The organism is Enterobacter huaxiensis (assembly GCF_003594935.2).
GTDB classification, from domain to species: domain Bacteria; phylum Pseudomonadota; class Gammaproteobacteria; order Enterobacterales; family Enterobacteriaceae; genus Enterobacter; species Enterobacter huaxiensis.
In genome coordinates this window covers 4,767,318-4,792,680 of record NZ_CP043342.1, presented here as the reverse complement: position 1 = coordinate 4,792,680, position 25,363 = coordinate 4,767,318, and the positions used below count along the sequence as shown (strand labels likewise).

General features: G+C 57.8%; 24 protein-coding genes. 9 read left to right on the top strand and 15 right to left on the bottom strand.

Annotation, left to right across the window (positions count from 1 at the left end; translation table 11 throughout):
- Positions 1-20 precede the first annotated feature (20 nt).
- The 12 genes from D5067_RS22810 to rhaB all read right to left on the bottom strand — a co-directional run bounded on the left by D5067_RS22810 (position 21) and on the right by rhaB (position 13,488).
- Positions 21-746: a GntR family transcriptional regulator gene (locus tag D5067_RS22810; RefSeq protein WP_119938105.1), complete on the bottom strand. Its 726-nt coding sequence runs from the start codon at positions 744-746 to the stop codon at positions 21-23.
- A 79-nt stretch (positions 747-825) separates the two neighbouring features.
- Positions 826-2,085, bottom strand: a complete 1,260-nt coding sequence (locus D5067_RS22805; protein ID WP_119938106.1) for a PTS sugar transporter subunit IIC — start codon at positions 2,083-2,085, stop codon at positions 826-828.
- Between the two features lie 28 nt (positions 2,086-2,113).
- Positions 2,114-3,424, bottom strand: coding sequence for a 6-phospho-beta-glucosidase (locus D5067_RS22800; RefSeq protein WP_119938107.1), 1,311 nt, complete (start codon positions 3,422-3,424; stop codon positions 2,114-2,116).
- Between the two features lie 146 nt (positions 3,425-3,570).
- A complete protein-coding gene (gene rhaM / locus D5067_RS22795; RefSeq protein ID WP_119938108.1) occupies positions 3,571-3,885 on the bottom strand; it encodes an L-rhamnose mutarotase in 315 nt (104 codons plus the stop codon).
- Positions 3,882-5,030 (bottom strand): lactaldehyde reductase, encoded by a 1,149-nt coding sequence (fucO, locus tag D5067_RS22790; protein WP_119938109.1) that lies wholly within the window; start codon positions 5,028-5,030, stop codon positions 3,882-3,884. Before fucO ends, rhaM begins: the two co-directional genes overlap by 4 nt.
- Positions 5,031-5,127: 97 nt before the next feature.
- Positions 5,128-6,135 (bottom strand): ABC transporter permease, encoded by a 1,008-nt coding sequence (locus tag D5067_RS22785; RefSeq protein WP_119938110.1) that lies wholly within the window; start codon positions 6,133-6,135, stop codon positions 5,128-5,130.
- Complete coding sequence (locus tag D5067_RS22780) at positions 6,132-7,136, bottom strand: ABC transporter permease (RefSeq protein ID WP_119938111.1); 1,005 nt, start codon at positions 7,134-7,136, stop codon at positions 6,132-6,134. Before D5067_RS22780 ends, D5067_RS22785 begins: the two co-directional genes overlap by 4 nt.
- Entirely contained in the window at positions 7,136-8,638 is a 1,503-nt protein-coding gene (locus tag D5067_RS22775; RefSeq protein WP_119938112.1) for a sugar ABC transporter ATP-binding protein, read from the bottom strand. Before D5067_RS22775 ends, D5067_RS22780 begins: the two co-directional genes overlap by 1 nt.
- A 109-nt stretch (positions 8,639-8,747) precedes the next feature.
- Entirely contained in the window at positions 8,748-9,734 is a 987-nt protein-coding gene (rhaS, locus tag D5067_RS22770) for a rhamnose ABC transporter substrate-binding protein (RefSeq protein WP_119938113.1), read from the bottom strand.
- Positions 9,735-9,816: 82 nt separating this feature from the next.
- Positions 9,817-10,647, bottom strand: a complete 831-nt coding sequence (gene rhaD / locus D5067_RS22765; RefSeq protein WP_119938114.1) for a rhamnulose-1-phosphate aldolase — start codon at positions 10,645-10,647, stop codon at positions 9,817-9,819.
- 115 nt (positions 10,648-10,762) lie between these two features.
- Entirely contained in the window at positions 10,763-12,022 is a 1,260-nt protein-coding gene (gene rhaA, locus D5067_RS22760; RefSeq protein ID WP_119938115.1) for an L-rhamnose isomerase, read from the bottom strand.
- Positions 12,019-13,488: a rhamnulokinase gene (gene rhaB / locus D5067_RS22755; protein ID WP_119938116.1), complete on the bottom strand. Its 1,470-nt coding sequence runs from the start codon at positions 13,486-13,488 to the stop codon at positions 12,019-12,021. Before rhaB ends, rhaA begins: the two co-directional genes overlap by 4 nt.
- A gap of 301 nt (positions 13,489-13,789) precedes the next feature.
- On the opposite strand from rhaB, the gene rhaS (D5067_RS22750) reads away from it, so the two are divergent.
- Together rhaS (D5067_RS22750) and rhaR are read left to right on the top strand one after the other, a co-directional pair.
- The gene (rhaS, locus tag D5067_RS22750; RefSeq protein ID WP_119938117.1) at positions 13,790-14,626 is read left to right on the top strand and encodes an HTH-type transcriptional activator RhaS; all 837 of its coding nucleotides are present in this window, start codon (positions 13,790-13,792) and stop codon (positions 14,624-14,626) included.
- A gap of 73 nt (positions 14,627-14,699) precedes the next feature.
- Complete coding sequence (gene rhaR / locus D5067_RS22745; RefSeq protein WP_119938118.1) at positions 14,700-15,548, top strand: HTH-type transcriptional activator RhaR; 849 nt, start codon at positions 14,700-14,702, stop codon at positions 15,546-15,548.
- Here rhaR and rhaT read toward each other — a convergent pair whose 3' ends face one another.
- A complete protein-coding gene (gene rhaT, locus D5067_RS22740; RefSeq protein WP_119938119.1) occupies positions 15,549-16,583 on the bottom strand; it encodes an L-rhamnose/proton symporter RhaT in 1,035 nt (344 codons plus the stop codon). It lies immediately after the preceding gene.
- Between the two features lie 288 nt (positions 16,584-16,871).
- Between rhaT and sodA the strand changes: the two genes are divergently transcribed.
- Positions 16,872-17,492: a superoxide dismutase [Mn] gene (gene sodA, locus D5067_RS22735; protein ID WP_010436906.1), complete on the top strand. Its 621-nt coding sequence runs from the start codon at positions 16,872-16,874 to the stop codon at positions 17,490-17,492.
- Positions 17,493-17,563: 71 nt separating this feature from the next.
- Positions 17,564-18,238 (top strand): 6-hydroxyaminopurine reductase, encoded by a 675-nt coding sequence (gene yiiM, locus D5067_RS22730; RefSeq protein ID WP_119938120.1) that lies wholly within the window; start codon positions 17,564-17,566, stop codon positions 18,236-18,238.
- 118 nt (positions 18,239-18,356) lie between these two features.
- On the opposite strand, the gene cpxA is transcribed toward yiiM, so the two are convergent.
- Both cpxA and cpxR read right to left on the bottom strand, forming a co-directional pair.
- The gene (gene cpxA, locus D5067_RS22725; RefSeq protein ID WP_119938121.1) at positions 18,357-19,730 is read right to left on the bottom strand and encodes an envelope stress sensor histidine kinase CpxA; all 1,374 of its coding nucleotides are present in this window, start codon (positions 19,728-19,730) and stop codon (positions 18,357-18,359) included.
- Positions 19,727-20,425, bottom strand: a complete 699-nt coding sequence (gene cpxR, locus D5067_RS22720) for an envelope stress response regulator transcription factor CpxR (RefSeq protein ID WP_003862004.1) — start codon at positions 20,423-20,425, stop codon at positions 19,727-19,729. Before cpxR ends, cpxA begins: the two co-directional genes overlap by 4 nt.
- A 150-nt stretch (positions 20,426-20,575) precedes the next feature.
- On the opposite strand from cpxR, the gene cpxP reads away from it, so the two are divergent.
- From cpxP to D5067_RS22695, 5 genes are all read left to right on the top strand, one after another.
- Positions 20,576-21,082, top strand: a complete 507-nt coding sequence (gene cpxP / locus D5067_RS22715; protein ID WP_119938122.1) for a cell-envelope stress modulator CpxP — start codon at positions 20,576-20,578, stop codon at positions 21,080-21,082.
- 153 nt (positions 21,083-21,235) lie between these two features.
- Positions 21,236-22,138, top strand: a complete 903-nt coding sequence (gene fieF / locus D5067_RS22710) for a CDF family cation-efflux transporter FieF (RefSeq protein ID WP_119938123.1) — start codon at positions 21,236-21,238, stop codon at positions 22,136-22,138.
- 164 nt (positions 22,139-22,302) lie between these two features.
- The gene (gene pfkA, locus D5067_RS22705; protein ID WP_119938124.1) at positions 22,303-23,265 is read left to right on the top strand and encodes a 6-phosphofructokinase; all 963 of its coding nucleotides are present in this window, start codon (positions 22,303-22,305) and stop codon (positions 23,263-23,265) included.
- 236 nt (positions 23,266-23,501) lie between these two features.
- Positions 23,502-24,491: a sulfate ABC transporter substrate-binding protein gene (locus D5067_RS22700; protein ID WP_119938125.1), complete on the top strand. Its 990-nt coding sequence runs from the start codon at positions 23,502-23,504 to the stop codon at positions 24,489-24,491.
- 111 nt (positions 24,492-24,602) lie between these two features.
- Positions 24,603-25,346: a CDP-diacylglycerol diphosphatase gene (locus D5067_RS22695; protein ID WP_119938126.1), complete on the top strand. Its 744-nt coding sequence runs from the start codon at positions 24,603-24,605 to the stop codon at positions 25,344-25,346.
- The last annotated feature ends 17 nt before the right edge of the window (positions 25,347-25,363 follow it).

Sequence of the window (25,363 nt, the reverse complement as noted above, 5' to 3'; positions counted from 1 at the left end):
CCACAGAGTAACGTGGCGCGCTATTTCCCCACCCAGCTATTTTTTATTTTGAATTTATCCGCGCGGTTGTAGCCAATGGAATAATTAAAGGCGGTGCCGTCTTCAAGTTTGGTGATGCCGGAGACTTTCAGCATCGGCATCCCCGGCGAGATGCCCAGCAGGTTAGACAATTCCTCAGAAAACAGATCGCCCTCAATAACCGAGTTATAAAACTTAATTTTTTTCCCGGTATAGGTTTCGATGTATTCATACAGCGAGCCGCCGTTTAGCGTCTCGTCGGGTATGCTGGCAATCACCGCTGCGTTAATCCATGAGTCTTCTACCAGCACCGGCGTCTGGTCAATCAGCCGCACGCGGCGGATAAAGTGAACGCTGTGTTCGGCCTGCATCTCCAGCTGCCGGGCAATAGACGGGCTGGGGAATGACAGCTGATGGCAGATAAGACGGCTGGATACTTCTACCTGATTGAACTCGCGGGAAAAGCCCAGAAAGGAATCTCCGGTGCCGCTGTTCAGCTCGTACAGTTCGTCGGTGATGGTGCGCGTGACAAACATTCCCTTTCCGTGGATGCGCTCGATAAAACCCTCCTGCTCCAGCAGGTGCATGGATTTTTGCAGGGTCACGCGGGTCACGCCGTAGGTGAGAGACAATTCCCTTTCAGACGGGATTTTTTCGCCCATCCGATAGCGGTTATTCAAAATGTCGTCTCTGATGCTGTTTTTGATTTCAATATAGCGAGCGGCCATGAGGAAAATATCAGTCAGTCATGAATGCGGGCAGTTTATCACCGAAGGATAAGGCGGGCGCAGACCTGCGCCCTAAAGTTTAACGTTGCTCACCGAGCCGGTGCAGTTCGGCCTCATTTTCGCGCTTTTCCTGAGCGAGTTGCTTCTTCTCAAGCATTTTGAAGAAAGGGTAGTAGATCAGCGCGGAGATAAGCACCATGCATCCGGACCAGATGGCAGCGGGGATATTTCCACCGGTCGCGAAGTAGGCATTCAGGACCGGCGGCATGGTCCACGGAATTTGAAACACCGGCTTGCCGATAATGCCAAAAGCCATCAGCAGCCACGAGCAGCCGCAGATCAACATCGGCGTCAGCACCAGCGGGATCATCATCAGCGGGTTCAGCACCATCGGCACGCCGAAAATAACCGGCTCGTTGATGCAAAACAGCGAAGGCCCCACAGACACGCGGCCTACGGATCGGTAATAGCGGCTCTTTGACATCAGCATCGCCAATACTAAACCCAGGGTTGCGCCGGAACCGCCTGAACAGATAAATATGGTGTAGAAGCCCTCGGCGCTGATGTGCGGTATCGGCTGATGGGAAAGATACGCCTCGGTATTTTCAGCGATAAATTTCAGGAAAATAGGGCTGGTAATGCCCGACAGCACGTTGGTGCCGTGAATGCCACAGCACCAGAGTAGGGAGATTAGCCCCACCAGCACCAGCATTCCCGGCAGCGTGTCGAGCCCCGAAACGAGCGGGCTTAATATCAGGGTGAAAAAGGCATTGATATCAAATTTCAGTATTACCCTCACGACCCAAATAAGCACCAGACAAAGAAAGGCCGGCGCCAGGCTAACGAATGACTGCAGCACGGCAGGAGGCACGCCGTCCGGCAGTGTGATGTAGATCTTGCGCTGGATAAAAAAGCGCACAATGTAGACCGTTATTACCGACAAAATAATGGCCGAAAAGAGCCCCGAAGCGCCGAAGTTATCAACGTTAATCCTGTGATGCTCGTCAATTTGCGATAGTAAAAACACGGCCACCGTGATACAGACGCAGCTTAGGCCATCCAGCCCGTAGTGCCTGGCCAGGTTATAGCTAATGCCGATAGCGGCTATCAGGCCAATTGCGCCAAAGGTTACCTGTACCGGGACACTGAGCAAATCCGCATATTGCCCAATCCATCCGTTCCAGCCGGGAATGGGCAGATTAGCCACAATAAGAAACACGCTGCCAGCAATGATAAAGGGCAGGGTAAAGGCGATACCGTTACGTACGGCGACGAGAATGACGTTATTGCCGATTTTCATCATGATCGGCACTAACTGATTCTCCAGAAAATGGTTCATATGAACTCCCTGTCGATAGCCGAGGGCATCAGCGCGCGTACTGCGGTAGGAAATCGCGGTTCTCGTGGAGATAGTCGCGTAGGATTGCTTCCGCCACGGCAACGGAGGGCACGAGCGGGTGTGAGGCCAGCGCCAGCAGCGCCGTGCGACGATCCCCCGTGACGGCGGCTTCAACGGTTAACTCTTCAAAGGCTTTAACGCTCTGAATCAATCCTCTGACGGCGCGCGGAAGGGGCCCATAGCGCAGCGGATGCGCGCCGCTGGCGTCGATCATGGCGTTGGTTTCAATGACCGCGGTATCGGGAAGATCGGGCGTGGCGCCCTGGTTCGGCACGTTAACGATGTGGATTTCACGCTTATTGTTGTAAATCGAACTGATGATGGAACAGGCCGTATCGGAGTAAAGCGCGCCGCCTCGGGCGGAGAGGGCCGCGGGTTTTTCACACAGCGTCGTATCGCGGTAAAGGCAAAACAGCGACTTTTCAATAGCAAGCGACTGCTCTCCTCGCGTGCCGCTGTGCTTAAGCTCGTCGAGCTCGTGTTCAACCATTTCACGGCTGAGATAGTAATATTTTAAATAGGAGAGCGGGTAGAGCCGTAGGGCGCGGATGAATTCGGCAGGCAGCCCGACATCCGGGATATTTTTTAGATTGTGTCGGCCCACGCCCTGAGCCAGTTTCTCAATAAAATCATCCGTGCGATCCTGACCCTGTACTTTGATTCGGTCGGCAAAAATCAGGTGGTTAAGGCCAATAAATCTCGCATTCACTGCATCCCGGTCAACGCTATAGGCTTTCGCAACGTCGCGCATCATGCTGTTCGCCCCGCTGCAAATGCCTATCGACTTAACGGGGCTATGTTTCGCAAGCGCTTCTGTGACTATTCCTGCGGGATTGGTGAAGTTTATCAGCCATGCGTCCGGGCACAGCCTTTCCATTTTTTTACATAAATCCAGCAGCACGGGGATCGTGCGTTGTGCTTTCATAAACCCGCCAGGTCCGGTCGTCTCCTGGCCGAGCACGCCGTAACGTAACGGAATTTTTTCATCCTGAATTCGCGCTGCCAGCTGGCCCACCCGAATTTGCGTGGTCACAAAGCTAGCGCCCTTCAGGGCGGCGTCCAGATCCGTGGTCAGGTGCACGGTCATGCTGATGCCCGCTTTCTTCACCATGCGCTGGGCCAGCGCGCCGACAATGTCCAGCTTCTCTTTACCCGCTTCGATATCCACCAGCCAGTATTCGCTAACCGGCAGCTCGTGGTGACGGCGAATAAATCCGTCGATGAGCTCCGGGGTATATCCTGAACCACCGCCAAGGGTAACAACCTTTAAATCAGCCATATTAAATCACTCCATGATTAACTGGCGTATGCCAGTTTTGGGTGAAATTAACACAGGGCGTTTAGCATTCAATAGCAAAACCCCTGGTAAGTCAGGGGTTTTTGAGAAATGCGAGCATGCGCATATTTTGATGAAAACGACGGAAATCAGTCCAGGTAAAACACCTCTTTCAGCGCCGCGCTCACCGGGCTGTTGTCCGGGTTCGACGGCATAACGTCACCCATATGTTTCCACCAGCGCTGGCAGACGTCGGTGTTTGCCACCGCGTTCCAGCGCTCCTCCGATTCAATCTCCACGGTTGCAAACAGCAGGCTGCGGGCTTTGTCGAGGTAAATGGCGTAGTGGTGCGCGCCGTGGGCTTTCAGCACCGCTTCCAGCTCGGGCCAGATGGGATTATGGCGACGCGCGTACTCCTCGTGCGCCTCCGGGTTTACCTGCATCACAAACGCTTTGCGGATCATAGTGCCTCCAGGTACAGCTCGCGGACCTCGTCGCGGCTGGCGGTGCGCGGGTTACACGGCGCGCACGGGTCGGCGAGGGCTTTATCCAGCCAGCCTTCAATATCCGCTTTGGTCACGCCGAGCTGGCTGAAGCCGGACGGAATGCCGACGCGAGCGCTCAGGTCGCGAATCGCCTGAATAGCCGACATGCTGGCGGCTTCGTCGCTCATGCCGCGCGTATCAACGCCCATCGCCTGCGCCACGCGGGCGAAGCGGGCCACCGCGTTCGGGCGGTTAAAGTTTTCGATGATCGGCAGCAGGATGGCGTTGCACACGCCGTGCGGCAGGTTGTGCGTCGCCCCCGGCTGGTGCGCCAGGGCGTGAACGAGGCCAAGGCCAGCGCTGTTAAACGCCATGCCCGCCAGATACTGGCCAAACGCCATCTGCTCGCGCGCTTCCAGGCTATGCCCGTCCTCTACCGCTTTCGGCAGCCAGAGATTGATCAGGCGAATGGCTTCCAGCGCGTTGGCGTCGGTCAGCGGGTGCGCCCCGACGGAGACGTAGGCTTCAATGGCGTGGGTTAGCGCATCCATACCGGTTGCGGCGGTCACGGAGGCCGGAATATCGAGCATCACGCTGGCATCGTCCACGGCGATATCCGGGATGATGTTCGGGTCGATGATCACCTCTTTCACCTGCCGCGCGGAATCAATAATCACCGCGTTGCTGGTCATCTCCGCCGCCGTGCCTGCGGTGGTGTTGATCGCCACCAGCGGCACGCCCGCGTTTTTCACCTTGCCGACGCCGGAGTAATCGGTTGACGGACCGGGGTTGGCGGTGAGGATTTTGATTGCCTTTGCGGTATCAATCGGGCTGCCGCCGCCGAAGGCAATCACGTAATCACACTCCGCGTCCTGATATGCCGCATAGCCTTTCTGCACCAGCGCCTCCGTCGGGTTCGGGAAGACCTCATCGAACAGGTGATACGACATCTGATGGGCGTCCAGCGCGGTAAACAGGCTGTCGAGCAGGCCGAGTTTTACCAGCTGGCCGTCGGTGACAACCAGCGCTTTGCCCCACTGCTTGTTTGCCACCAGGTTGACCATATCGCCGATTGCGCCCGCGCCGTGAAGGCTGATTTTGGGAAGCGCCAACATAAAGCTCATGATAATTCTCCTTAATTACTGTGATTTTTATGCCCGGCGGCGCTGCGCTTGCGCGGGCCTACGGTTAAGCAGGCCGGGTAAACGCAGTGCCACCCGGCTATGAGATCCGTCTTCGCTGCATCACCCGGCGGGTAATAATCGGCAGCGAAATCACCACGATCAGCATCGCGCCGATAATCACCGACATCACGATGCCGGGCACGTTAAGCAGGCTCAGGCCAAAGGTCACCAGCCCCATCAGGAAGGCGGCGATAATCACGCCCACCATGCTGCCGGACCCGCCGAGAATATTGACGCCGCCGAGCACCGCCATCGTCACTACCGCCAGCTCCCAGCCCATCGCGATCGTCGGGCGCGTGCTGCCCAGGCGCGAGGTGAGCAGCACCGACGCCAGGCCGGACATCAGCCCCACCAGCGCGAACAGGATCAGGCTGTGGCGCTTGACGTTGATGCCGGAGTACCACGCGCCGGTCGGGTTATTGCCGATGGCGTAGGTGCGGCGGCCAAAGTTGGTGCGGTGCAGCACAAAGGCAAATACCGCAGCCAGCACGATAAACAGCGCGAACTCAAACGACAGCGCGCCCCAGACGTAGCCCTGCCCGAACCAGGCGAAGCTCTCCGGGTAGCTGTTCAGCGCCTTATCGCCGAGCAGGATGTAGGTGATCCCGCGGTACAGGCTCATGGTGCCGATGGTGATAACGATGGACGACAGGTTAAAGCGCGTCACCAGAATGCCGTTGAACAGTCCGCACAGCAGCCCCACGCCCAGCCCGACGCAGACCAGCAGCGGCGTATCCACCCCCGCCGCCGCGCAGAAGCCCATTACCGTGGAGCTAAGCGCGATGGTGGACGCCACCGACAGGTCAATTTCCCGGGCGACGATCAGCATCGCCATCGGCAACACGACGATCGCCTTTTCGGTAAAGTTGAACGTCGCGTCGGAGAGATTCCAGACGTTGAGGAAGTAGGGCGAGGCGAGGGCGTTCACCACAAATACCGCCAGCGTCACCGCCAGAAGGAAGCCTTCCCAGCACAGCAGGCGCTGGAAAATGCCTGGCGCAGCAGGCACGTTTTTGATCTCTTCAGAGGTCATCATTTTGCTCATAATTTCACCGCCAGTTTCTGACGAGCCAGCGCCGCGTCGCGCAGAATCAGCCGGCCTTTACGCCTGCTGCCGCGCTCGTTCAGCAGCACCGCAATGACGATCACCGTGCCGGAAATTGCCATCTGCCAGAACGGGGAGACGCCGATCACCGGCAGGGCGTTGTTGATGACGCCGAGAAACAGCGCGCCGAACAGGCAGCCAAGCACGCGCCCGGTGCCGCCCATGGTGCTGATCCCGCCAATCACGCAGGCGGCGACCACCTGCAGCTCAAAGCCGTTCGCCACGTCGACATAGGCCACCGCAAAGCGCGAAATCCACAGATACCCGCAGAACCCGGCCAGCAGCCCGGAGAGGCAGAAGCTGACGAACTGCATTTTCCCGGCGTTAATCCCGGTGTAGTACGCCGCCGTAGCGTTGCCGCCCGCGGTGTACAGCGCCCGTCCGGTACGGCTGTAGCGCAGGAAGTAACCCACCAGCAGCAGCGCGGCCACGGCGCACCAGCTCAGCACCGGCAGGCCCAGCACGGAGGCGCGCGGCAGGCCGAGGAAGTCCGCGCTCATCTGGTTGGCGTTCACCCAGCCGCCGCCGGAGAGCAAAAAGATAATCCCGCGGTAGATGCTCATGGTCCCGAGCGTTACCACAATCGCCGGAATGCCCAGCTTCCACACCAGCAGGCCGTTAACCGCGCCCATCAGCAGCCCGAGTACGCTCGCGAGGATCGGCAGCGCCCAGACGGGCACGTGCGGATAGTGGAAGTTAATCAGGGCGACAATCATCCCCGTCAGCGCCAGGTTGGCCGCCATCGACAGGTCGATACCTTTGGTGAGCAGCACCATCATCTGCCCGAGCGCGAGGACGATCAGAATGGCGGTGTCGTTAAACATCTCCACCAGGTTGCCCGGCGCAACAAACGACGGCACGCGGCTGCCGATGGCGACGACCATCAGCACAATCACCGCGCCCAGCAGGGCTTCGCGGTGTTTTAACAGTGAACTAAGCATTATGCCGCCTCCTGTTTTGCACCGCTGGCGGCGCTGACGATGGTTTCCGCCGTCGCGTCACCCGCCCGGTATTCGGCCACCATCAGCCCTTCGTGCATCACGATGATGCGGTCCGCCATGCCCATCACTTCCGGCAGTTCGGAGGAGACCATTATCACCGCCAGCCCCTGGCCGACCAGTTCGGACATAAAGTGATGAACGGCTGCCTTTGAGCCGATATCGATGCCTTTTGTCGGCTCATCGAGGATGATCACGTCAGGATGCGTTGCCAGCCACTTAGCGATAACCACCTTTTGCTGGTTGCCGCCGGAGAGCGTTTCCACCGCCTGCTTCCAGCTAAAGGCTTTTACCTGCAGGCGCCTGGCGTAGTCGTCCGCCAGCCGCCACTCGCGGTCGTCGTGCAGCACGCCGTTTGGGTTGAGCTTGCCGAGCTGCGGCAGGCTGATGTTCTGGGCAATCGGCAGCTCGATAATCGCGCCCTGCTTCTGCCGCTCTTCCGGCACGCAGACGATACCGGCTTTGATCGCATCCGCAGGCTGGCGAAAGCGCTGAGGCTGGCCGTTGAGGATAATTTCGCCCGACGACGGCCGCGTGACGCCGGAAAGCGCCTGCATCAGCTCGGTACGCCCGGCGCCCACCAGCCCGTAGAAGCCGAGAATTTCCCCTTTACGCAGGGAGAAGGAGATGTTGGCGAACTCGGTCGGGTGGCAGAGGTTCTTTACCTCCAGCACCGTCTCGCCTTTTTCGCACTCCGTTTTCGGGAAGGTCTGGGTGATGGCGCGCCCGACCATCATCGACACCATCCGCTCTTCGGTTATCGCACTCATCGCGCCTTCTCCGACGAACGCGCCGTCGCGCAGGATGGTGTAGTGGTCTGCAAGCTCGAAGATCTCGTCGAACTTGTGGGAGATAAACAGGATGGCCTTGCCCTCCTGCTTCAGGCGCTCAACGATGTGGTAAAACTCGAGAATTTCATGCTGCGACAGGGCCGCCGTCGGTTCATCGAGAATGACGACCTGCGCCTCAAACGACAGCGCGCGGGCGATGGCAACCATATGGCGCTGGGCGATGCTCAGGGTTTTCAGCGTCGCGCGCGGGTCGATTTGCACCTCAAGCCGGGTGAGGATCGCCTGCGCCCGGCGGTGCATCTCCGGCCAGTCGAGCTTTTTAAAAAAGCCCGTGTGCAGGTACTGACCAACAAAGATATTTTCGGTGACCGAGAGCTCATCGAACAGGACGGTTTCCTGATGAATAGCGGTAATGCCGATCTTATGCGCCGATTCCGGCGTCGGGAGATGAACGGGGATCGCCTTATAGAGGATTTCGCCCTCGTCGGGCTGGTATATGCCGGTCATCACTTTGACCAGCGTCGACTTGCCCGCGCCGTTTTCGCCGATAAGCGCCGTCACTTTGCCGGGCCAGAGCGCAAGCTGCACGTTCTCAAGGGCACGCACGCCGGGGAACACCTTGGTGATGCCGGAAAGCTGTAGCAATGGGGTCATGATAGTTCTCCGTAGTATTCCCTCTCCCCTCGGGAGAGGGCTAGGGTGAGGGGAAATGCGGCCTGATGCCCTCACCCCGGCCCTCTCCCACAGGGAGAGGGGGAAAGGATCAAAAGATTTTCGAGAACTTATCAATATTGCTGGCATCGTAGACGAACGGCTCGGCCATTGCCCCGTTGCCGTCGGCATCCAGCTTCACTTTGCCCAGCTTGCCCATGCTGGCCTCGCCCTTCGTGGCGGTGCCTTTCACCAGGTCATCCGCCAGGTAGGTTGCCGCATAGCCCAGGTCAATCGGGTTCCAGATGGCAAAGCTTTTGCTCGCACCGGACTTCACCGCGCCCGCCATCTCAGAGGGCAGGCCTAGCCCGGTGACGTATACTTTGCCGATCTTGCCCTGGTCTTTAACCGCCTGCGCGGCGGCAACAATGCCGACGGACGACGGCGAGACAATCACTTTCAAATCAGGGTAGGTTTTCAGCAGGCCGACCGTCTCTCGGTAGCTTTTATCAGAGAGATCGTCCCCGTAGGCCACGGTCACCAGATTGACGGAGGGATACTGCGGCAGCACCTTTTTCATCTCTGCAATCCAGGTGTTCTGGTTTGTTGACGTTGGCGTGGCGCTCAGTACCGCGACGTCGCCTTTCTCTACGTTCAGCGCCTTCAGCGCGTCGGCGGCGAGCTTAACGTTGGTTTCGCCAATCAGGGCGTTGTTCGACGGGTTCAGGTGGATCTGGCGTCCGGCTTTCGCCACCCCGGAATCCCACGAGACTACTTTAATGCCGCGCTGCATCGCTTTTTTCAGTACCGGAACCAGGGCGTCCGGATCGTTCGCGGAAATCGCGATCGCATCCACGCCCTGAGCGATCAGCCCGTTCAGCACCTCGATCTGCGCTTCCGCCGTGGTGGTGGTCGGGCCGGTATAAATCACTTTTACATCGCCTAACTCTTTGGCCGCCTCCTGCGCGCCGACGTTCGCTGCTTCGAAGAATCCATTCCCCAAGGACTTCGCCACCAGGGCGATTTTCACTTCTGCTAAAGCGGAACCGGACAACGCCAGAGCGGCAACGGTGAGGATCAAGCTTGTCTTTATTTTCATTGCTTTTACTCCACTGACTTGAGTTAGTTGTAGGGATTGCAGGTGGTTTTCGCCCCGTCTCGGTGAGCGGGGCGCGATGTTGTTATTTGTACAGATCTAACGCGGACTGCATCGGGGTGACGCCAAAGCGTTTGCCCAGGGCGATCAGCTCTTCCCGGGTGATGGTCTGCTTCATGCCGCCCATGGAGTAGACCTTCACCAGCACCTCTGCGGATTTCTCGGCGGTGTCGATCAGGCCAAAGGTTTCATCCAGCGTCGGGCCGCTGCCGAAGACGCCGTGGAACGGCCACAGCACCAGAGAATGCTTTTGCATATCCACGGCGGTCGCCTGGCCGATTTCGTCGGTACCCGGCACCATCCACGGCAGAATGCCGACGCCGTCCGGGAACACCACCAGACACTCGGTGCTGCCTTCCCACAGCTTGCGGGTAATAAAATCAGCGCTGTTTTCCAGCACATAGGTCAGGGCGATCAGGTTGGTGGCGTGACAGTGCATGATCACGCGGTCTTTGCCGTTGGTCGCCTTGATGCGCTCGCAGTGGGAGAGGAAGTGCGCCGGCAGCTCAGAGGTTGGCACCGCTTCGTCCGTCAGGCCCCACAGAATGTGGTAGCCCGCGCCGTCGCTGTCCACCTTCACCACGCCGAGGTTGGCCTGCGGGTCGAGCTGCACGTTGCGGAAGAACTTGCCGGAACCGGTGACGATAAACGGCGTGTTGGCGAGCAGCGGCATCGGCTGGCTCAGCGCGATATAGCGCGGCTTCTGGTGGAAATCGGCCGCGAAAGGCTCGATATCCGCGTCGTCCAGGCGCAGCGTCAGGTTGCCGCCGTTGCGCTCGTCCCAGCCCTTCAGCCAGGCGTCGGAGGTGGCTTTGATCATGCCCTGGACGAACCAGGAGGTGGTGATGGTCTGCATAGTTTTCATTTCCAGTTATCGCGGTGAGGTTGAACCCTCACCCCAGCCCTCTCCCACAGGGAGAGGGGGTAAAAGTTCCCTCTCCCTGTGGGAGAGGGTTAGGGTGAGGGCAAAATTACCCGCGCTTATTCAATACGTCTTTCTCATACGCCCGCACGTTGTCCAGCCACTGGCTGCCCGCAGGCGCGTCGTTACGCTGGCAGTACATTTCCCACACCGCCTGCCACGGCAGGGATTTCTGCTCTTCCAGCAGCGCCAGACGCGCGGTGTAGTCACCGTTAGCCTCCAGCTGTTTCAGCGCGCCGACAGGCTCCAGCAGCGCGCGCAGCAGGGCTTTCTTCATGTTACGGGTGCCGATAACCCACGCCGCGATGCGGTTGATGGAGGCATCGAAGAAGTCGAGTCCGATATGTACGCGGTCAAAGAGGTCGTGGCGGATGATTTCGCTTGCAATCGCCTGGGTTTCGTCATCCAGCAGCACCACGTGGTCGCTATCCCAGCGCACCGGGCGGCTGACGTGCAGCAGCAGGCGCGGGACGTAGAGCATGGCGGCGGAGATTTTGTCTGAGATCACCTCGGTTGGGTGGAAGTGGCCGGCATCCAGGCACAGCGCGGTCTGGCGGCTGGTGGCGTAGCCCATGTAGAACTCGTTCGAGCCGACGGTATAGCTCTCTGCGCCGATGCCGAACAGCTTGCTCTCCACGGCGTCGATGTGGTGCGCCGGGTCCAGCTTCTCGCTGATGACCTCATCCAGCGCGGCCAGCAGGCGCTGGCGCGGGGCCAGACGGTCAACGGTAATGTCCTTCATGCCGTCCGGGATCCAGATGTTCATCACCGACGGCGTGCCGAGCTGCTCGCCAAAGTACGCAGACACGCGGCGGCTGGCCTTCACGTGGTCGATCCAGAACTGACGGATTTCATCGTCGGCGTGGGCGAGGGTAAACCCGTCGGCGCTCAGCGGGTGCGAGAAGCAGGACGGGTTAAAGTCCAGGCCCAGCTTATTGGCTTTCGCCCACTCCACCCAGTTCTTAAAGTGTTCAGGTTTAATTTCGTTACGCGCCACCGGCTCGTCGGATTCGAGATAAATCGCGTGCAGGTTCAGGCGTTTTGGCCCCGGGATCAGGCTCAGGGCCTGCTCCAGGTCTGCGCGTAGCTCGGTCGCGTTACGCGCTTTGCCCGGATAGTTACCCGTGGCCTGAATACCACCCGTCAGGGAACCGCCCGGGTTCTCGAAACCGGCGACGTCATCGCCCTGCCAGCAGTGCATAGAGACGGGCAGACGGTCGAGCTGGCGCAGGGCCTCTTCGACATCCACGCCGACGGCGGCGAAACGCTGTTTAGCCAGGTCCCAGGCTTGTTCTAGTTGAGTGGTCATGCGCAAAGCTCCTTAGTCAGTCGTTTTTGCTGAGACTGCGCCCGGTAGCGGGCAATCTCATGGCAGGGATGGGGCGTGAAGGTGGTCAGGCTGGTGTTCGCCCTGACAACCGAGCGGAAATCATCAACGTTGGACAGTTCGTCCAGGGTCATCAGCTGAATACCGATGTTGCCGAGCGTGGAGGCCTCTACGGGGCCCGCCACCACGGTGATGCCGCAGGCATCGGCGCAGAGCTGGTTCAGCAGCTGGTTCTGGCAGCCGCCGCCCACGATGTGCAGCTGGCTGAACGGTTTGCCGCGCAGTTCGGCCAGTTCGCTGAGGGTGTCGGCATACAGCAGGGCGAGGCTGTCAAAAATGCAGCGCGCCAGCTCGGCCGGGCTGGACGGCACCGGCTGCCCGGCCTCGACGCAGGCGGCCTGGATTTCGGCGCTCATGTGCGCCGGGTTGATAAAGCGGTCGTCGTTCGGGTTAATCAGGAAGGTGCAGGCCTTCAGCCTTTCGGTTTCTGCGATAAGCGCGGGCAGGTCGGTAACGTTTTGCTCTTTCAGCACCCGCTGAAGCAACCACAGGCCCATAATATTTTTCAGCACCCGATAGCGGCCTTCGGCGCCGCCCTCGTTGGTGATATTCGCCGCCATCGCGGCATCGCTGGTGTACGGCGTTTTGCTCTCGAAGCCCATCAGCGACCAGGTGCCGGAAGAAAGATACGCCGCGTCGCTGCTGGCAAGCGGCGAGGCAATGACCGCGCTGGCGGTATCGTGGCTGGCGACGGCAACGACGGGGATCGCGTTCCCCTGCGGGCAAATCCACTGACCGATCACGTTACCCGGATGGGTCGGCGTACCGAACCAGGAAGGCGATGCCCCCGTCCACGCCAGCAGGTGTTCATCCCAGTTATCGGTGTTGATATTCACCAGCTGCGTGGTGGTGGCGTTGGTGTATTCCCAGTTCATGTTGCCGGTCAGGCGATAGCTCAGATAGTCCGGTATCAGCAGCGCGTGGGCCACGTTCGCGACCAGCGCCGGCTGCTGCTCGACCAGGGCGCGCAGCTGGTACAGCGTGTTAAACGGCAGAAACTGAATACCGCTGCGCCCGTAGATGTTGTCCTTACCAAGCTGGGCGATGGCGTGCGCCATCAGGCCGTCGGTGCGGCTGTCGCGGTAGGAGACGGGCAGGCCGACGCGCTCGCCGTTACCGTCCAGCAGCACGTAGTCCACGCCCCAGGTATCAATGCCAATGCTGTCGATACGAATGCCGGCATCGCAGACGTTGTTCAGCCCGGTGCGGATCTCCGCCTCCAGGGCATCGATATCCCAGGTCTCAAAGCCGTCCTGCTTTTGCAGGCAGTTGGCGAAGCGGTGCATTTCGCGAAGCGAAAGCGTGCGCTGGCCGCAGTCCCAGGTGGCGAGCATTACGCGGCCGCTGGATGCGCCTAAATCGACGGCCACACAATGGCGAAAAGTCATGGTCAGGTCCTTTCTTAAGTCATTAGCGGTGAGTGTAAGAAAGGGAAGAAAAAGGCACCTTCTCGCCACTGACAGGGCAAATCCCGCGCTGGCAAGAAAGCAAAGATGAACGTGAGGGAGTTCACAGTTTCCAGTAATGGCGCGGTTTTCAGGCAGTGTGACGCTTACCGCATTTCCCGATCTTTCCGCCGGTTTCTTGAAAAACGGACAGCTTTTGCGAGGTTTGCTGCCGAAAATTTAAGGTGAGCGTGAAAGGGCACCATTACTATTTTGAGAACATTTCTCATTGGTGGGGGCCGTTATGACCGTACTACACAGCGTGGATTTTTTTCCTTCGGGAGGTTCGCCCGTCGCGATTGAGCCGCGGCTCCCTCAGGCCGCTTTCCCGGAACATCATCATGATTTCCATGAGATTGTGATTGTTGAGCACGGCACGGGCATTCACGTGTTTAACGGGCAGCCTTACACCATCAGCGGCGGCACGGTGTGCTTTGTGCGCGACCACGACAGGCACCTGTACGAACATACCGACAACCTGTGCCTGACCAACGTGCTCTATCGTTCCCCGGACGCGTTCCAGTTCCTTTCTGGATTAAACCAGCTGCTGCCGCAGGAGAAGGACGGGCACTACCCGTCGCACTGGCGGGTGAATCAGTCCACGTTGCAGCAGGTGCGTCAGCTGGTGAGCCAGATGGAGCAGAGCGAGGACGGGCCGGAGACACACGTCATTGCCACCCGCGAGCTGCTGTTTATGCAGCTGCTGGTGCTGCTGCGCCGCAGCAGCCTGGTGGAGGGGCTGGGGAATAACGACGCCCGGCTGAACCAGCTGATGGCCTGGCTTGAAGAACATTTCTCCGAAGACGTCTGTTGGGAAACGCTGGCGGAGGATTTTTCGCTGTCGCTGCGCACCCTGCATCGCCAGCTCAAACAGCACACCGGGCTGACGCCCCAGCGCTACCTTAACCGCCTGCGGTTGATCAAAGCCCGCCACCTTCTACGCCATACTGACGAAAGCGTCACGGATATCGCCTATCGCTGCGGTTTCGGCGACAGTAACCACTTTTCGACGCTTTTTCGCCGGGAGTTTAGCTGGTCTCCGCGGGACATACGCCAGGGTAAGGATGCGTCACTTCAGTAACGCGAGGGCAATCACCGTTTTTATGCCGCAAAAAGGCTAATAATGTCCGGTTATTCGCCGTAGAGGTTGTGGTGTGGCTGCTCAGTTAATTCTTCGCAAAGATGATTTTTTTGCCTCCGTCGGCCAGGCCGTTGCGGTGGCCGATCGCTACCCGCAAAACGTCTTTGCCGAGCACACCCACGAGTTTTGCGAGCTGGTGCTGGTGTGGCGCGGCAACGGCCTGCACGTCCTCAACGATCGCCCCTACCGCATCACCCGCGGGGATCTTTTCTACATCCGCGCAGAAGATAAACACTCCTACGCCTCGGTTAACGACCTGGTGCTGCAGAACGTCATTTACTGCCCGGAAAGGCTCAGGCTTAACGTTGACTGGGCCGCGAACATTCCGGGTTTTCTGGATGTGAAAGGTTCACCGCACTGGCGGTTGAGCAGCAGCGGCATGACCCAGGTGCGGCAGGTCATCTCTCAGCTGGAGCAGGAGAGCCAGAAGGGCGACCCGGTCGCTAACCAGATGGCGGAGCTGCTTTTTGCCCAGCTGGTGATGACGCTGAAGCGCCATCGGTACGCCACCGATAATCCCTCCGCCACGACGCAGGAAGCGCTGCTGGACAAGCTCATCACCACGCTTGCGGGCAGTCTGAACAGAAGCTTCGTGCTGGAAAAATTCTGCGAGCAGGAGCAGTGCAGCGAACGCGCGCTGCGCCAGCAGTTCCGCACCCAGACGGGGATGACGGTCAACCATTACCTGCGCCAGCTGCGCATCTGCCACGCCCAGTATCTGCTGCAGCATACGGAGTTGATGGTGAGCGAAGTGGCGATGCGCTGCGGCTTTGAGGACAGTAACTACTTTTCGGTGGTGTTTAACCGCGAGGTGGGGATGACGCCGGTTCAGTGGCGTCATCGTAGTCGAAAGGCGGCCTAGTCAGTTCGCCATGCCGAGGCCAACGATGTTGGCGGCAATGATAATCACCACGCAGCCCAGGCTCAGAACGCCCACCGGACGACGCCCGGCGTTGTTCCACTCCTTCAGCACCAGCCCAACCAGCCCGCCGCACAGCACGTAGAAGCTCATGTGCAGCATCCAGCTCATGTAGTCGTACTGCGCCGGAATGCTGGCGTGGCCCCAGGCGTAGAAGAAGAACTGCAGATACCACATCAGGCCGCCGAGAGCCGAGAGCAGCACGTTGGTGATGATGAGCGGTTTTGCCAGCGAGAAGTCGGCTTTTACCGACAGGTTCTTCACTTTTGCCAGACGAATTAAGCAGAAGCCGAGGTTCACCAGCGCGCCGCCGCCCATGATCACCACGTAGCTTGGCAGGGCAGCGTACAGCGGGTCAACGCCCAGCGCGGCAGCGGCTTCGTGCATCGGTTTGGCGGCGTTCATGGCGAACGACATGCCCGCCGAGAAGATGCCGCACATCACCGCCAGCATCAGGCCTTTCTTCAGGTTAAAGTCTTCGGCCCTGATGCCCATCTTGCGCTCTTTCAGCTGGCCCGCGCGGGTGACGATACCCACGCCGATCACCGCGACCAGCACGCCCAGCAGCGTCATTCGTCCGCCCTGCGTGTTGATCAGCACGTCGAAGTTGCCGTTGAGGATAGGCGTCATCAGGGTCCCGACGATCAGCGTAATGCCAATCGCGATGCCGATACCCATCGACATGCCGAGGTAGCGCATGGTGAGGCCGTAGTTGATGTTGCCGATGCCCCACATCGCGCCGAACAGGAAGACCGGCAGCAGGGTAGAGGCGCTGAAGGAGGAGAAATAGCCCCAGAAATCCGGGAGCAGCATGGCGCTAATGGTCCACGGCAAAATCAGCCATGACACCGTACCGCCAACGGACCACATGGTTTCCCATGACCAACCTTTCACCTTTTTAAACGGGGCATAGAAACAGGCCGCACTGGCCGCGCCTATCAAATGCCAGAAAATACCCATCGTAATCGCATGATTCATTTTTACATCCTCATCGTTTTTATAGTCGGTGGCTTCCCGCCGACTTGATGAGTGTAAAAATTAGGCGGTTTGGGAACCTTCAGAAGGTTGCCGCACTTTCGTTCCGGATGGCAATCAGCACGTTAACCGCGTGAGCAGACTCACAATTCCGCTATTAATCGAAAAATGAATAACCTTATAAAAACTACGGCATTGATAATCATTTTCAATATCATTTAATTAACTATAATGAACCAACTGCTTACGCGGCATTAACAGCTGTGCCGCCCGACAATAATGGAGAGGATTATGAGTTATACACTGCCATCCCTGCCGTATGCCTATGACGCACTGGAACCGCATTTCGACAAGCAGACGATGGAAATCCATCACACTAAACACCACCAGACCTATGTGAACAACGCGAACGCCGCGCTGGAAAGCCTGCCAGAGTTCGCCAACCTGTCCGCAGAAGAACTGATTACCAAACTGGATCAGCTGCCAGCGGACAAGAAAACCGTGCTGCGCAACAACGCGGGCGGTCACGCTAACCACAGCCTGTTCTGGAAAGGCCTGAAAACCGGTACCACTCTGCAGGGCGACCTGAAAGCGGCTATCGAGCGCGACTTCGGTTCCGTAGACAACTTCAAAGCGGAATTCGAAAAAGCCGCTGCAACCCGCTTCGGCTCTGGCTGGGCGTGGCTGGTCCTGAAAGGCGACAAGCTGGCGGTTGTTTCTACCGCTAACCAGGACTCCCCGCTGATGGGTGAAGCAATCTCTGGCGCATCCGGCTTCCCAATCGTGGGCCTGGACGTGTGGGAACACGCTTACTACCTGAAATTCCAGAACCGTCGTCCGGACTACATCAAAGCCTTCTGGGACGTGGTGAACTGGGACGAAGCAGCAGCGCGTTTCGCCGCTAAAAAATAAGGTTGCATTGACGCCTGTGAGAAGCGAGTCTGATGACTCGCTTTTTTTGTATCTGCGTAATGGAGGCAGCAATGCATTACCCGGTGAACGTGTTTACAGGCAAGGTCAGGGAGTATGACGGCAGCCGCCCGAGCGCCATCGCTAAAATTCAGGTCGACGGCGAGCTGACGCTAACCGACCTTGGGCTTGCGGGTGACGAGCAGGCCGAAAAGAAAATCCACGGCGGGCCCGAGCGCGCGCTGTGCCACTATCCGCGCGAGCACTATCAGCACTGGAAAGCCGAATTCCCCGAGCAGGCGGATCTGTTTGTCGCGCCCGCGTTTGGCGAGAACCTCTCGACCGAAGGGCTGACCGAGAAAAACGTCTTTATCGGTGATATTTACCGCTGGGGCGATGCCCTTATCCAGGTGACGCAGCCGCGCTCGCCGTGCTTCAAGCTCAACTTCCATTTCGGCATTAGCGATATGTCCGAGCAGCTGCAAACAGCGGGCAAAACCGGCTGGCTGTACCGCGTGGTGCTGGCCGGGCAGGTTTCTGCGGATGCACCGCTTGAACTGGCGTCGCGCCTGAGCGATGTCTCGGTGTATGACGCCTGCGCCATTGCGTGGCATATGCCGTTTGACGACGAGCAGTATCATCGCCTGCTGTCGGCTGCGGGGTTATCCACCAGCTGGACAAGAACGATGCAGAAGCGGCGTTTAACCGGGAAGATCGAGGATAATTCGCGGAGATTGTGGGGGAAATAGCGCCCTACAAATAGTAGGCCGGGTAAGGCGACGCCACCACCCGGCATGTGTACCTCTGCACCTGTTTTCGCCCGGTGGCGCTGCGCTTACCGGGCCTACATTACGGTGCCAGAGTAAACTACGAACGCTTATGCAACGGTAGCCACAGCGTTAACCGCAGGCCGCCCAGCGGGCTGTCGTCGGCTTTGACCCAGCCACGGTGCTGCTGCATCGCGGTTTCAACAATCGCCAGCCCCAGCCCCGTGCCGCCCGATTCGCGGTCTCGCGCTTCGTCGGTACGGTAGAACGGACGGAAAATCTGTTCGCGATCTTCCGGGCTGACGCCAGGACCGTCGTCGTCAACGATGATGGTGATCCCGTCTTTATCCACCGAGAACGCCACCTCAATCTTCGTATGCGAGTAGCGCAGGGCGTTACGCACGATATTCTCCAGCGCGCTTTCCAGCGTGTTGGGGTTACCGTACAGCGGCCATGGTCCCGGCGGGAAGTTAACGGTGAAGGATTTCCCCATCTGTTCCGCTTCGAACGCCGCGTTGTCCAGCACCTCATGCCACAGGTGATTGGCTTTCACCGTTTCGCTCACCAGCGCGTTTTTCTGCTGATTGCGCGACATCACCAGCAGATCGTTGATCATGCTGTCCAGACGGTGAGCCTCCGTTTCGATACGCTCCAGCTCTTTACTCTCGCCGCTACGACGGCGCAGCAGGGCGGTGCCAAGCTGCAGTCGCGTGAGGGGAGTACGAAGCTCGTGCGAGATGTCCGACAGCAGACGCTGCTGCGAGGTCATCATACGTTCCAGCGCGCTCACCATCTGGTTAAAGCTGGCACCGGCGGCAAGGAACTCCTGCGGGCCGGCTTCCAGCTCCGGATGCTGCCTGAGGTTACCCTGTGCCACTTCATCGGCCGCGTTTTTCAGCTTACGTGCGGGCTTCGCCAGGCTCCACGCCAGCCATAGCAGCAGCGGTGAACTTAGCAGCATCGTTACGATCAGCAGCAGTAGCGGACGGTCAAACAGCAGGTTGATAAAGTCAGTCTGGGAGTTGCTGGCAGGACGAATCAGATAGAGCTGGTAGTTATCTTCCCCATCTCTCACGGAGAAAGGGCCGACCATCTCAAGGCGACCGTATTTCTTCTTCTGCGGGTGATCGGCATTATCCGCCTGGCCAATGAAGTTGCGGATAATCTGCATTTCATTGCGCTCTGCCCCAATGACGCGGCCTTCGCTGGTCACCAGCAGCAGGCGTTGTCCGGGCGGCGCCCATTTGTCGATGGCGCGAAACAGCCTGCGCCACCACATTAAATCGTTCGGCGGGTCGTTTGCCAGCTCGGCTTCCACGTGCTGCTCGATCATCACGCCCTGACGTTGCTCGCTGTCGAGAAGCTCCGTCATCTGGCGTGAGTCGAGTTTTGGCAGCATCAGTACGAGCATCAAAACCAGTGCCAGCGTCAGCCAGAAGATGGCGAAGATGCGGGCGGTTAAGCTGCCTATCATGAAGCGGAAACCATCAGATAACCGCGACCTCGCAGCGTTTTAAACCACGGGTGGCCGTCTTTACGCTCCGGCAGCTTGCGGCGCAGGTTCGAGATATGCATGTCGATGGCGCGGTCAAACGGCGTGAGGCGTTTGCCCAGCACTTCCTGACTCAGGTGTTCACGCGATACCACCTGGCCGAGATGCTGCGCCAGCAGGTAAAGCAGGGTGAACTCGGTGCCGGTCAGTTCCAGCGTTTCACCGTCGAAGCTCGCTTCCTGGCGGCCCGGGTTCAGGCTCAGGGAGTCCACTTCAAGCGTCGGTGAACTGTTGTCAGTATTCTGCTGCTGTTCGCTCCAGTGGGAACGACGCAGGATAGCGCGAATACGGGCCACCAGTTCACGATCGTTGAACGGCTTAGGTAAGTAGTCATCCGCGCCCAGCTCAAGGCCGAGGACGCGGTCAAGTTCGCTGCCGCGCGCGGTCAGCATGATAACGGGGGTCTGGTGCGTCTGGCGAAGCTCTTTCAACGTATCAATACCGTTTTTCTTCGGCATCATCACGTCGAGCAAAAGTAAATCGATGCTGTCGTCAAGGAGACTCAGCGCCTGCTCGCCATCGTGGGCAACCAGAACGTTGAAACCTTCCATGTCGAGCAACTCCTTTAAAAGGGATGTGAGCTCTCGGTCATCATCAACTAACAGGATTTTATTCATTGTTTAAATACCTCCGAGGCAGAAATTACGACATCAAGGCTATCTAATCCATGACTTTACGTTGTTTTACACCCCCTGACGCATGTTTGCAGCCTGAATCGTAGACTGTCTCTCGTTGAATCGCGACACGAAAGATTTTGGGAGCAAGTGATGCGCAAAGTTACCGCTGCCGTCATGGCCTCAACGCTGGCGTTCAGTGCGTTTAGCCAGGCTGCTGTAGCTATCATCGGCGATAACGGTCCCTCGCAAGAGGGTGCAACGCAGCACAGCAGCCAAAGCCATATGTTTGACGGCATAAGTTTAACCGAACATCAGCGTCAACAGATGCGAGATCTGATGCAGAGGGCACGACACGAGCAGCCCCCTGTTAATGTTAGCGAAATGGAGACAATGCATCGCCTTGTCACCGCAGAAAATTTTGACGAAAGCGCTGTTCGCGCTCAGGCAGAAAAAATGGCACAGGAACAGGTTGCCCGCCAGGTAGAGATGGCGAAGGTCCGCAACCAGATGTTCCACCTGCTATCGCCCGAGCAGCAAGCGGTTTTGAACGACAAACATCAGCAACGAATGGACCAGTTGCGTGAGGTTGCACGGATGCAGCGAAGCTCAGAAACAACGTTTTTCAGTAGCAATAGCAGTACCCGTAGTAACCAGTAAACCCTGTTTTCCTTGCCATAGACACCATCCCTGTCTTCCCCCACATGATGTGGGGGTTTTTTTTGCCCTTCGTTCAGGTTTGTTAACCGTTTATTCATCCTTTGACTCCTCAACCATCCGTTATACTAGCGCCATGGCATGACAGGAGTGTTTATGAATCAATCCTATGGACGGCTGGTAAGCCGGGCCGCAATCGCCGCGACGGTAATGGCGTCGTGTTTGCTGATCATCAAAATTTTCGCGTGGTGGTACACCGGTTCGGTCAGTATTCTGGCGGCGCTGGTGGACTCGCTGGTCGATATCGCCGCTTCGCTGACCAACCTGCTGGTGGTGCGCTATTCGCTGCAGCCTGCGGATGAGGAACATACCTTTGGGCACGGGAAAGCAGAATCGCTGGCCGCGCTGGCGCAAAGCATGTTTATTTCCGGCTCTGCGCTGTTCCTGTTTTTGACCGGTATCCAGCATCTGGCCTCGCCGTCACCGATGAAAGATCCCGGCGTGGGCGTGGTCGTCACAATAATTGCACTTATAAGCACAATCGTTCTGGTAACGTTCCAGCGTTGGGTAGTCCGCAAAACGCAAAGCCAGGCTGTACGGGCAGATATGCTTCATTATCAGTCTGATGTTATGATGAATGGGGCAATTCTTATTGCGCTCGGTCTGGCCTGGTATGGCTGGCATCGGGCCGATGCGTTGTTTGCGTTAGGGATTGGGGTCTATATCTTATATAGCGCCCTGCGGATGGGATATGAGGCTGTGCAGTCGCTTCTTGACCGTGCTATTCCTGATGCGGAACGTGATGAAATTTTTGCAATCGTGACCCGCTGGCCCGGCGTCAGCGGCGCTCACGATCTTCGTACGCGGCAGTCAGGGCCGACCCGCTTTATTCAAATACACATAGAAATGGAAGACAACCTGCCGTTGGTTCAGGCTCACGTCATAGCTGAGCAGGTCGAGCAGGCGATATTGCAGCGTTTTCCTGGTTCAGACGTCATTATTCACCAGGATCCCTGCTCGGTTGTACCCGGACATGTTGGCTTTCGTAATTCGGTGTAAAAAAGTGAGCCAGGCCAGCATTTTGTGGATAAATTACCACCATATGGCCTGACCTGAATCAATTCAGCTGGAAGTGATTGATATACTATTTGCAGTATTCGACGGTTGAAGAGTTTCTTCCGGCAGCAGATTTCAATTTTGCATTCCTAAGTTCAGAGGTAGTCATGATTAAGAAAATCGGTGTGTTGACAAGCGGCGGTGATGCGCCGGGCATGAACGCAGCAATTCGTGGCGTTGTCCGTGCAGCGCTGACGGAAGGTCTGGAAGTGTTTGGCGTTTATGACGGTTACCTGGGTCTGTACGAAGACCGCATGGTTCAACTGGACCGCTACAGCGTGTCTGACATGATCAACCGTGGCGGCACCTTCCTGGGTTCTGCGCGCTTCCCGGAATTCCGCGACGAACGCGTTCGTGAAGTGGCTATCGAAAACATGAAGAAACGCGGCCTGGATGCACTGGTTGTTATCGGTGGTGACGGCTCCTACATGGGTGCAAAACGCCTGACCGAAATGGGCTTCCCGTGCATCGGCCTGCCGGGCACTATCGATAACGACATCAAAGGTACTGACTACACCATCGGCTTCTTTACCGCACTGGGTACCGTTGTTGAAGCCATTGACCGTCTGCGCGACACCTCTTCTTCCCACCAGCGTATCTCCATCGTTGAAGTGATGGGCCGCTACTGTGGCGACCTGACCCTGGCTGCGGCCATTGCGGGCGGCTGCGAGTTCATCGTGGTGCCAGAAGTCGAATTCAGCCGTGAAGATCTGGTGAATGAAATCAAAGCCGGTATCGCGAAAGGCAAGAAACACGCTATCGTTGCCATCACCGAGCACATCTGCGACGTGGACGAGCTGGCGAAATACATCGAAACCGAAACCAAACGCGAAACTCGCGCAACCGTACTGGGCCACATCCAGCGCGGCGGTTCCCCTGGTCCTTACGACCGTATTCTGGCATCCCGTATGGGTGCGTACGCTATCGATCTGCTGCTGCAGGGTCACGGCGGTCGCTGCGTGGGTATTCAGAACGAAAAACTGGTTCACCATGACATCATCGACGCGATTGAAAGCATGAAGCGTCCGTTCAAAGGTGACTGGCTGGACTGCGCGAAAAAACTGTACTGATCGGCGTCTGTATTGTGCCGGGTGGCGGCAAGGTAAATGCAAAACGGTAACCCTTGGGTTACCGTTTTTTATGGTTGCGCCCTCTCCCGTGGGAGAGGGTTGGGGTGAGGGCATCAGGCCGCTTATCCACTTCTTATATTCTCCTTCGTTATAGCCAATCTTTTTTTATTCTTTAATCATTGGTTCTCTTTCTGGCACGCTGCATTCATCAAAACACTACATAAGAGAGCTGGGCGATGAATAAATGGGGCGTGGGTTTAACATTATTGCTGGCATCGACCAGCGTTCTGGCTAAGGACATCCAGTTACTTAACGTGTCGTACGACCCGACGCGTGAGCTGTACGATCAATACAACAAAGCCTTCGCGGCGCACTACAAGCAGGAAACCGGCGATAACGTGGTGATTCGTCAGTCTCACGGTGGCTCGGGCAAACAGGCCACGTCCGTGATTAACGGCATTGAAGCCGACGTGGTTACCCTGGCGCTGGCCTATGACGTGGATGCTATTGCTGAACGCGGCCGTATCGATAAAAACTGGATCAAACGCCTGCCGGACAACTCCGCGCCTTATACCTCGACCATCGTCTTCCTGGTGCGTAAAGGCAACCCGAAGCAGATTAAGGACTGGAACGATCTGATCAAACCGGGCGTATCCGTGATTACCCCGAACCCGAAAAGCTCCGGCGGCGCGCGCTGGAACTACCTGGCGGCCTGGGGCTACGCGCTGCACCACAACAACGGCGACCAGGCTAAAGCCCAGGAGTTCGTCAAATCCCTGTTTAAAAACGTCGAAGTGCTGGATTCCGGCGCGCGCGGCGCAACCAATACCTTCGTTGAGCGCGGCATTGGCGACGTGCTGATCGCCTGGGAAAACGAAGCCCTGCTGGCGACCAACGAGCTGGGTAAAGATAAGTTTGAGATCGTCACCCCAAGTGAATCTATCCTCGCCGAGCCGACCGTTTCTGTGGTTGATAAAGTCGTCGAGAAAAAAGACACCAAAGCGGTGGCGGAAGCGTACCTGAAGTATCTCTACTCGCCGGAAGGCCAGGAAATTGCGGCGAAGAACTTCTACCGTCCGCGCGACCCGGCTGTGGCGAAAAAATACGACGGCGAATTCCCGAAACTGAAGCTCTTCACCATTGACGACGAGTTCGGCGGCTGGACGAAGGCGCAGAAAGAGCACTTCTCTAACGGCGGTACGTTCGACCAGATCAGCAAGCGCTAAGCGTTTCTTAAAGAACGACACGGTGACCCGGCGTGAGAAATCCGCCGGGTTTTTTATTTGGTCATCATTTTGCGTTACTCTTTCGCCTCTATCGAAAACAGGGAACGCGTTGTGAAAAAAATTATCTTAGCCATCCTGGTTATCATTGCCCTCGCCGCTGGCGGCCTGTACTGGATGAAAGCGGGTAACCCGAACGCGTTGCGGCATATCGTTCTGGATCAGTGCGTGCCGAACCAGCAGCAAAACCGCAGCCCGGCGCCCTGTGCGCAGGTGAAAACCGACGCTGGCTACGTGGTATTTAAAGACCGCAACGGGCCGCTGCAGTATTTGCTGATGCCCACGTACCGCATCAACGGTACCGAAAGCCCGCTTCTGACCGAAGCTTACACGCCGAACTTCTTCTGGCTGGCGTGGCAGTCGCGCAGCTTTATGAGCATGAAGCGCGGTTCTGAGGTGCCTGACAGCGCGGTCTCGCTGACCATCAACTCCCCAACCGGCCGCACGCAAAACCATTTCCATATTCATATCTCCTGCCTGCGTCCGGACGTGCGCGAGAAGCTTAACGCGGCTCAGGGGCAAATCAGCACCCAGTGGCTGCCGTTCCCCGGCGGGCTGGAAGGGCATGAGTATCTTGCCCGTCGCGTGACGGAGAACGAGCTGGTGCAGCGCAGCCCGTTTATGATGCTGGCCGAAGAGCTGCCGGAAGCGCGTGACCATATGGGGCGCTTCGCGCTGGCGATGGCGCAGCAGTCAGACGGCTCATTTGTTCTTTTAGCGACCGAACGTAATCTGCTTATGCTAAACCGCGCTTCCGCTGAGGAACTGCAGGATCATCAATGCGATATCCTGAAGTAACCCCACCATAAATAGCG

Bases quoted from the DNA above. Each gene is read 5' to 3' on its own strand.
- D5067_RS22810 (WP_119938105.1), bottom strand. From the start codon at position 746: ATGGCCGCTCGCTATATTGAAATCAAAAACAGCATCAGAGACGACATT.
- D5067_RS22805 (WP_119938106.1), bottom strand. From the start codon at position 2,085: ATGAACCATTTTCTGGAGAATCAGTTAGTGCCGATCATGATGAAAATC.
- D5067_RS22800 (WP_119938107.1), bottom strand. From the start codon at position 3,424: ATGGCTGATTTAAAGGTTGTTACCCTTGGCGGTGGTTCAGGATATACC.
- rhaM (WP_119938108.1), bottom strand. From the start codon at position 3,885: ATGATCCGCAAAGCGTTTGTGATGCAGGTAAACCCGGAGGCGCACGAG.
- fucO (WP_119938109.1), bottom strand. From the start codon at position 5,030: ATGAGCTTTATGTTGGCGCTTCCCAAAATCAGCCTTCACGGCGCGGGC.
- D5067_RS22785 (WP_119938110.1), bottom strand. From the start codon at position 6,135: ATGAGCAAAATGATGACCTCTGAAGAGATCAAAAACGTGCCTGCTGCG.
- D5067_RS22780 (WP_119938111.1), bottom strand. From the start codon at position 7,136: ATGCTTAGTTCACTGTTAAAACACCGCGAAGCCCTGCTGGGCGCGGTG.
- D5067_RS22775 (WP_119938112.1), bottom strand. From the start codon at position 8,638: ATGACCCCATTGCTACAGCTTTCCGGCATCACCAAGGTGTTCCCCGGC.
- rhaS (WP_119938113.1), bottom strand. From the start codon at position 9,734: ATGAAAATAAAGACAAGCTTGATCCTCACCGTTGCCGCTCTGGCGTTG.
- rhaD (WP_119938114.1), bottom strand. From the start codon at position 10,647: ATGCAGACCATCACCACCTCCTGGTTCGTCCAGGGCATGATCAAAGCC.
- rhaA (WP_119938115.1), bottom strand. From the start codon at position 12,022: ATGACCACTCAACTAGAACAAGCCTGGGACCTGGCTAAACAGCGTTTC.
- rhaB (WP_119938116.1), bottom strand. From the start codon at position 13,488: ATGACTTTTCGCCATTGTGTGGCCGTCGATTTAGGCGCATCCAGCGGC.
- rhaS (WP_119938117.1), top strand. From the start codon at position 13,790: ATGACCGTACTACACAGCGTGGATTTTTTTCCTTCGGGAGGTTCGCCC.
- rhaT (WP_119938119.1), bottom strand. From the start codon at position 16,583: ATGAATCATGCGATTACGATGGGTATTTTCTGGCATTTGATAGGCGCG.
- sodA (WP_010436906.1), top strand. From the start codon at position 16,872: ATGAGTTATACACTGCCATCCCTGCCGTATGCCTATGACGCACTGGAA.
- yiiM (WP_119938120.1), top strand. From the start codon at position 17,564: ATGCATTACCCGGTGAACGTGTTTACAGGCAAGGTCAGGGAGTATGAC.
- cpxA (WP_119938121.1), bottom strand. From the start codon at position 19,730: ATGATAGGCAGCTTAACCGCCCGCATCTTCGCCATCTTCTGGCTGACG.
- cpxR (WP_003862004.1), bottom strand. From the start codon at position 20,425: ATGAATAAAATCCTGTTAGTTGATGATGACCGAGAGCTCACATCCCTT.
- cpxP (WP_119938122.1), top strand. From the start codon at position 20,576: ATGCGCAAAGTTACCGCTGCCGTCATGGCCTCAACGCTGGCGTTCAGT.
- fieF (WP_119938123.1), top strand. From the start codon at position 21,236: ATGAATCAATCCTATGGACGGCTGGTAAGCCGGGCCGCAATCGCCGCG.
- pfkA (WP_119938124.1), top strand. From the start codon at position 22,303: ATGATTAAGAAAATCGGTGTGTTGACAAGCGGCGGTGATGCGCCGGGC.
- D5067_RS22700 (WP_119938125.1), top strand. From the start codon at position 23,502: ATGAATAAATGGGGCGTGGGTTTAACATTATTGCTGGCATCGACCAGC.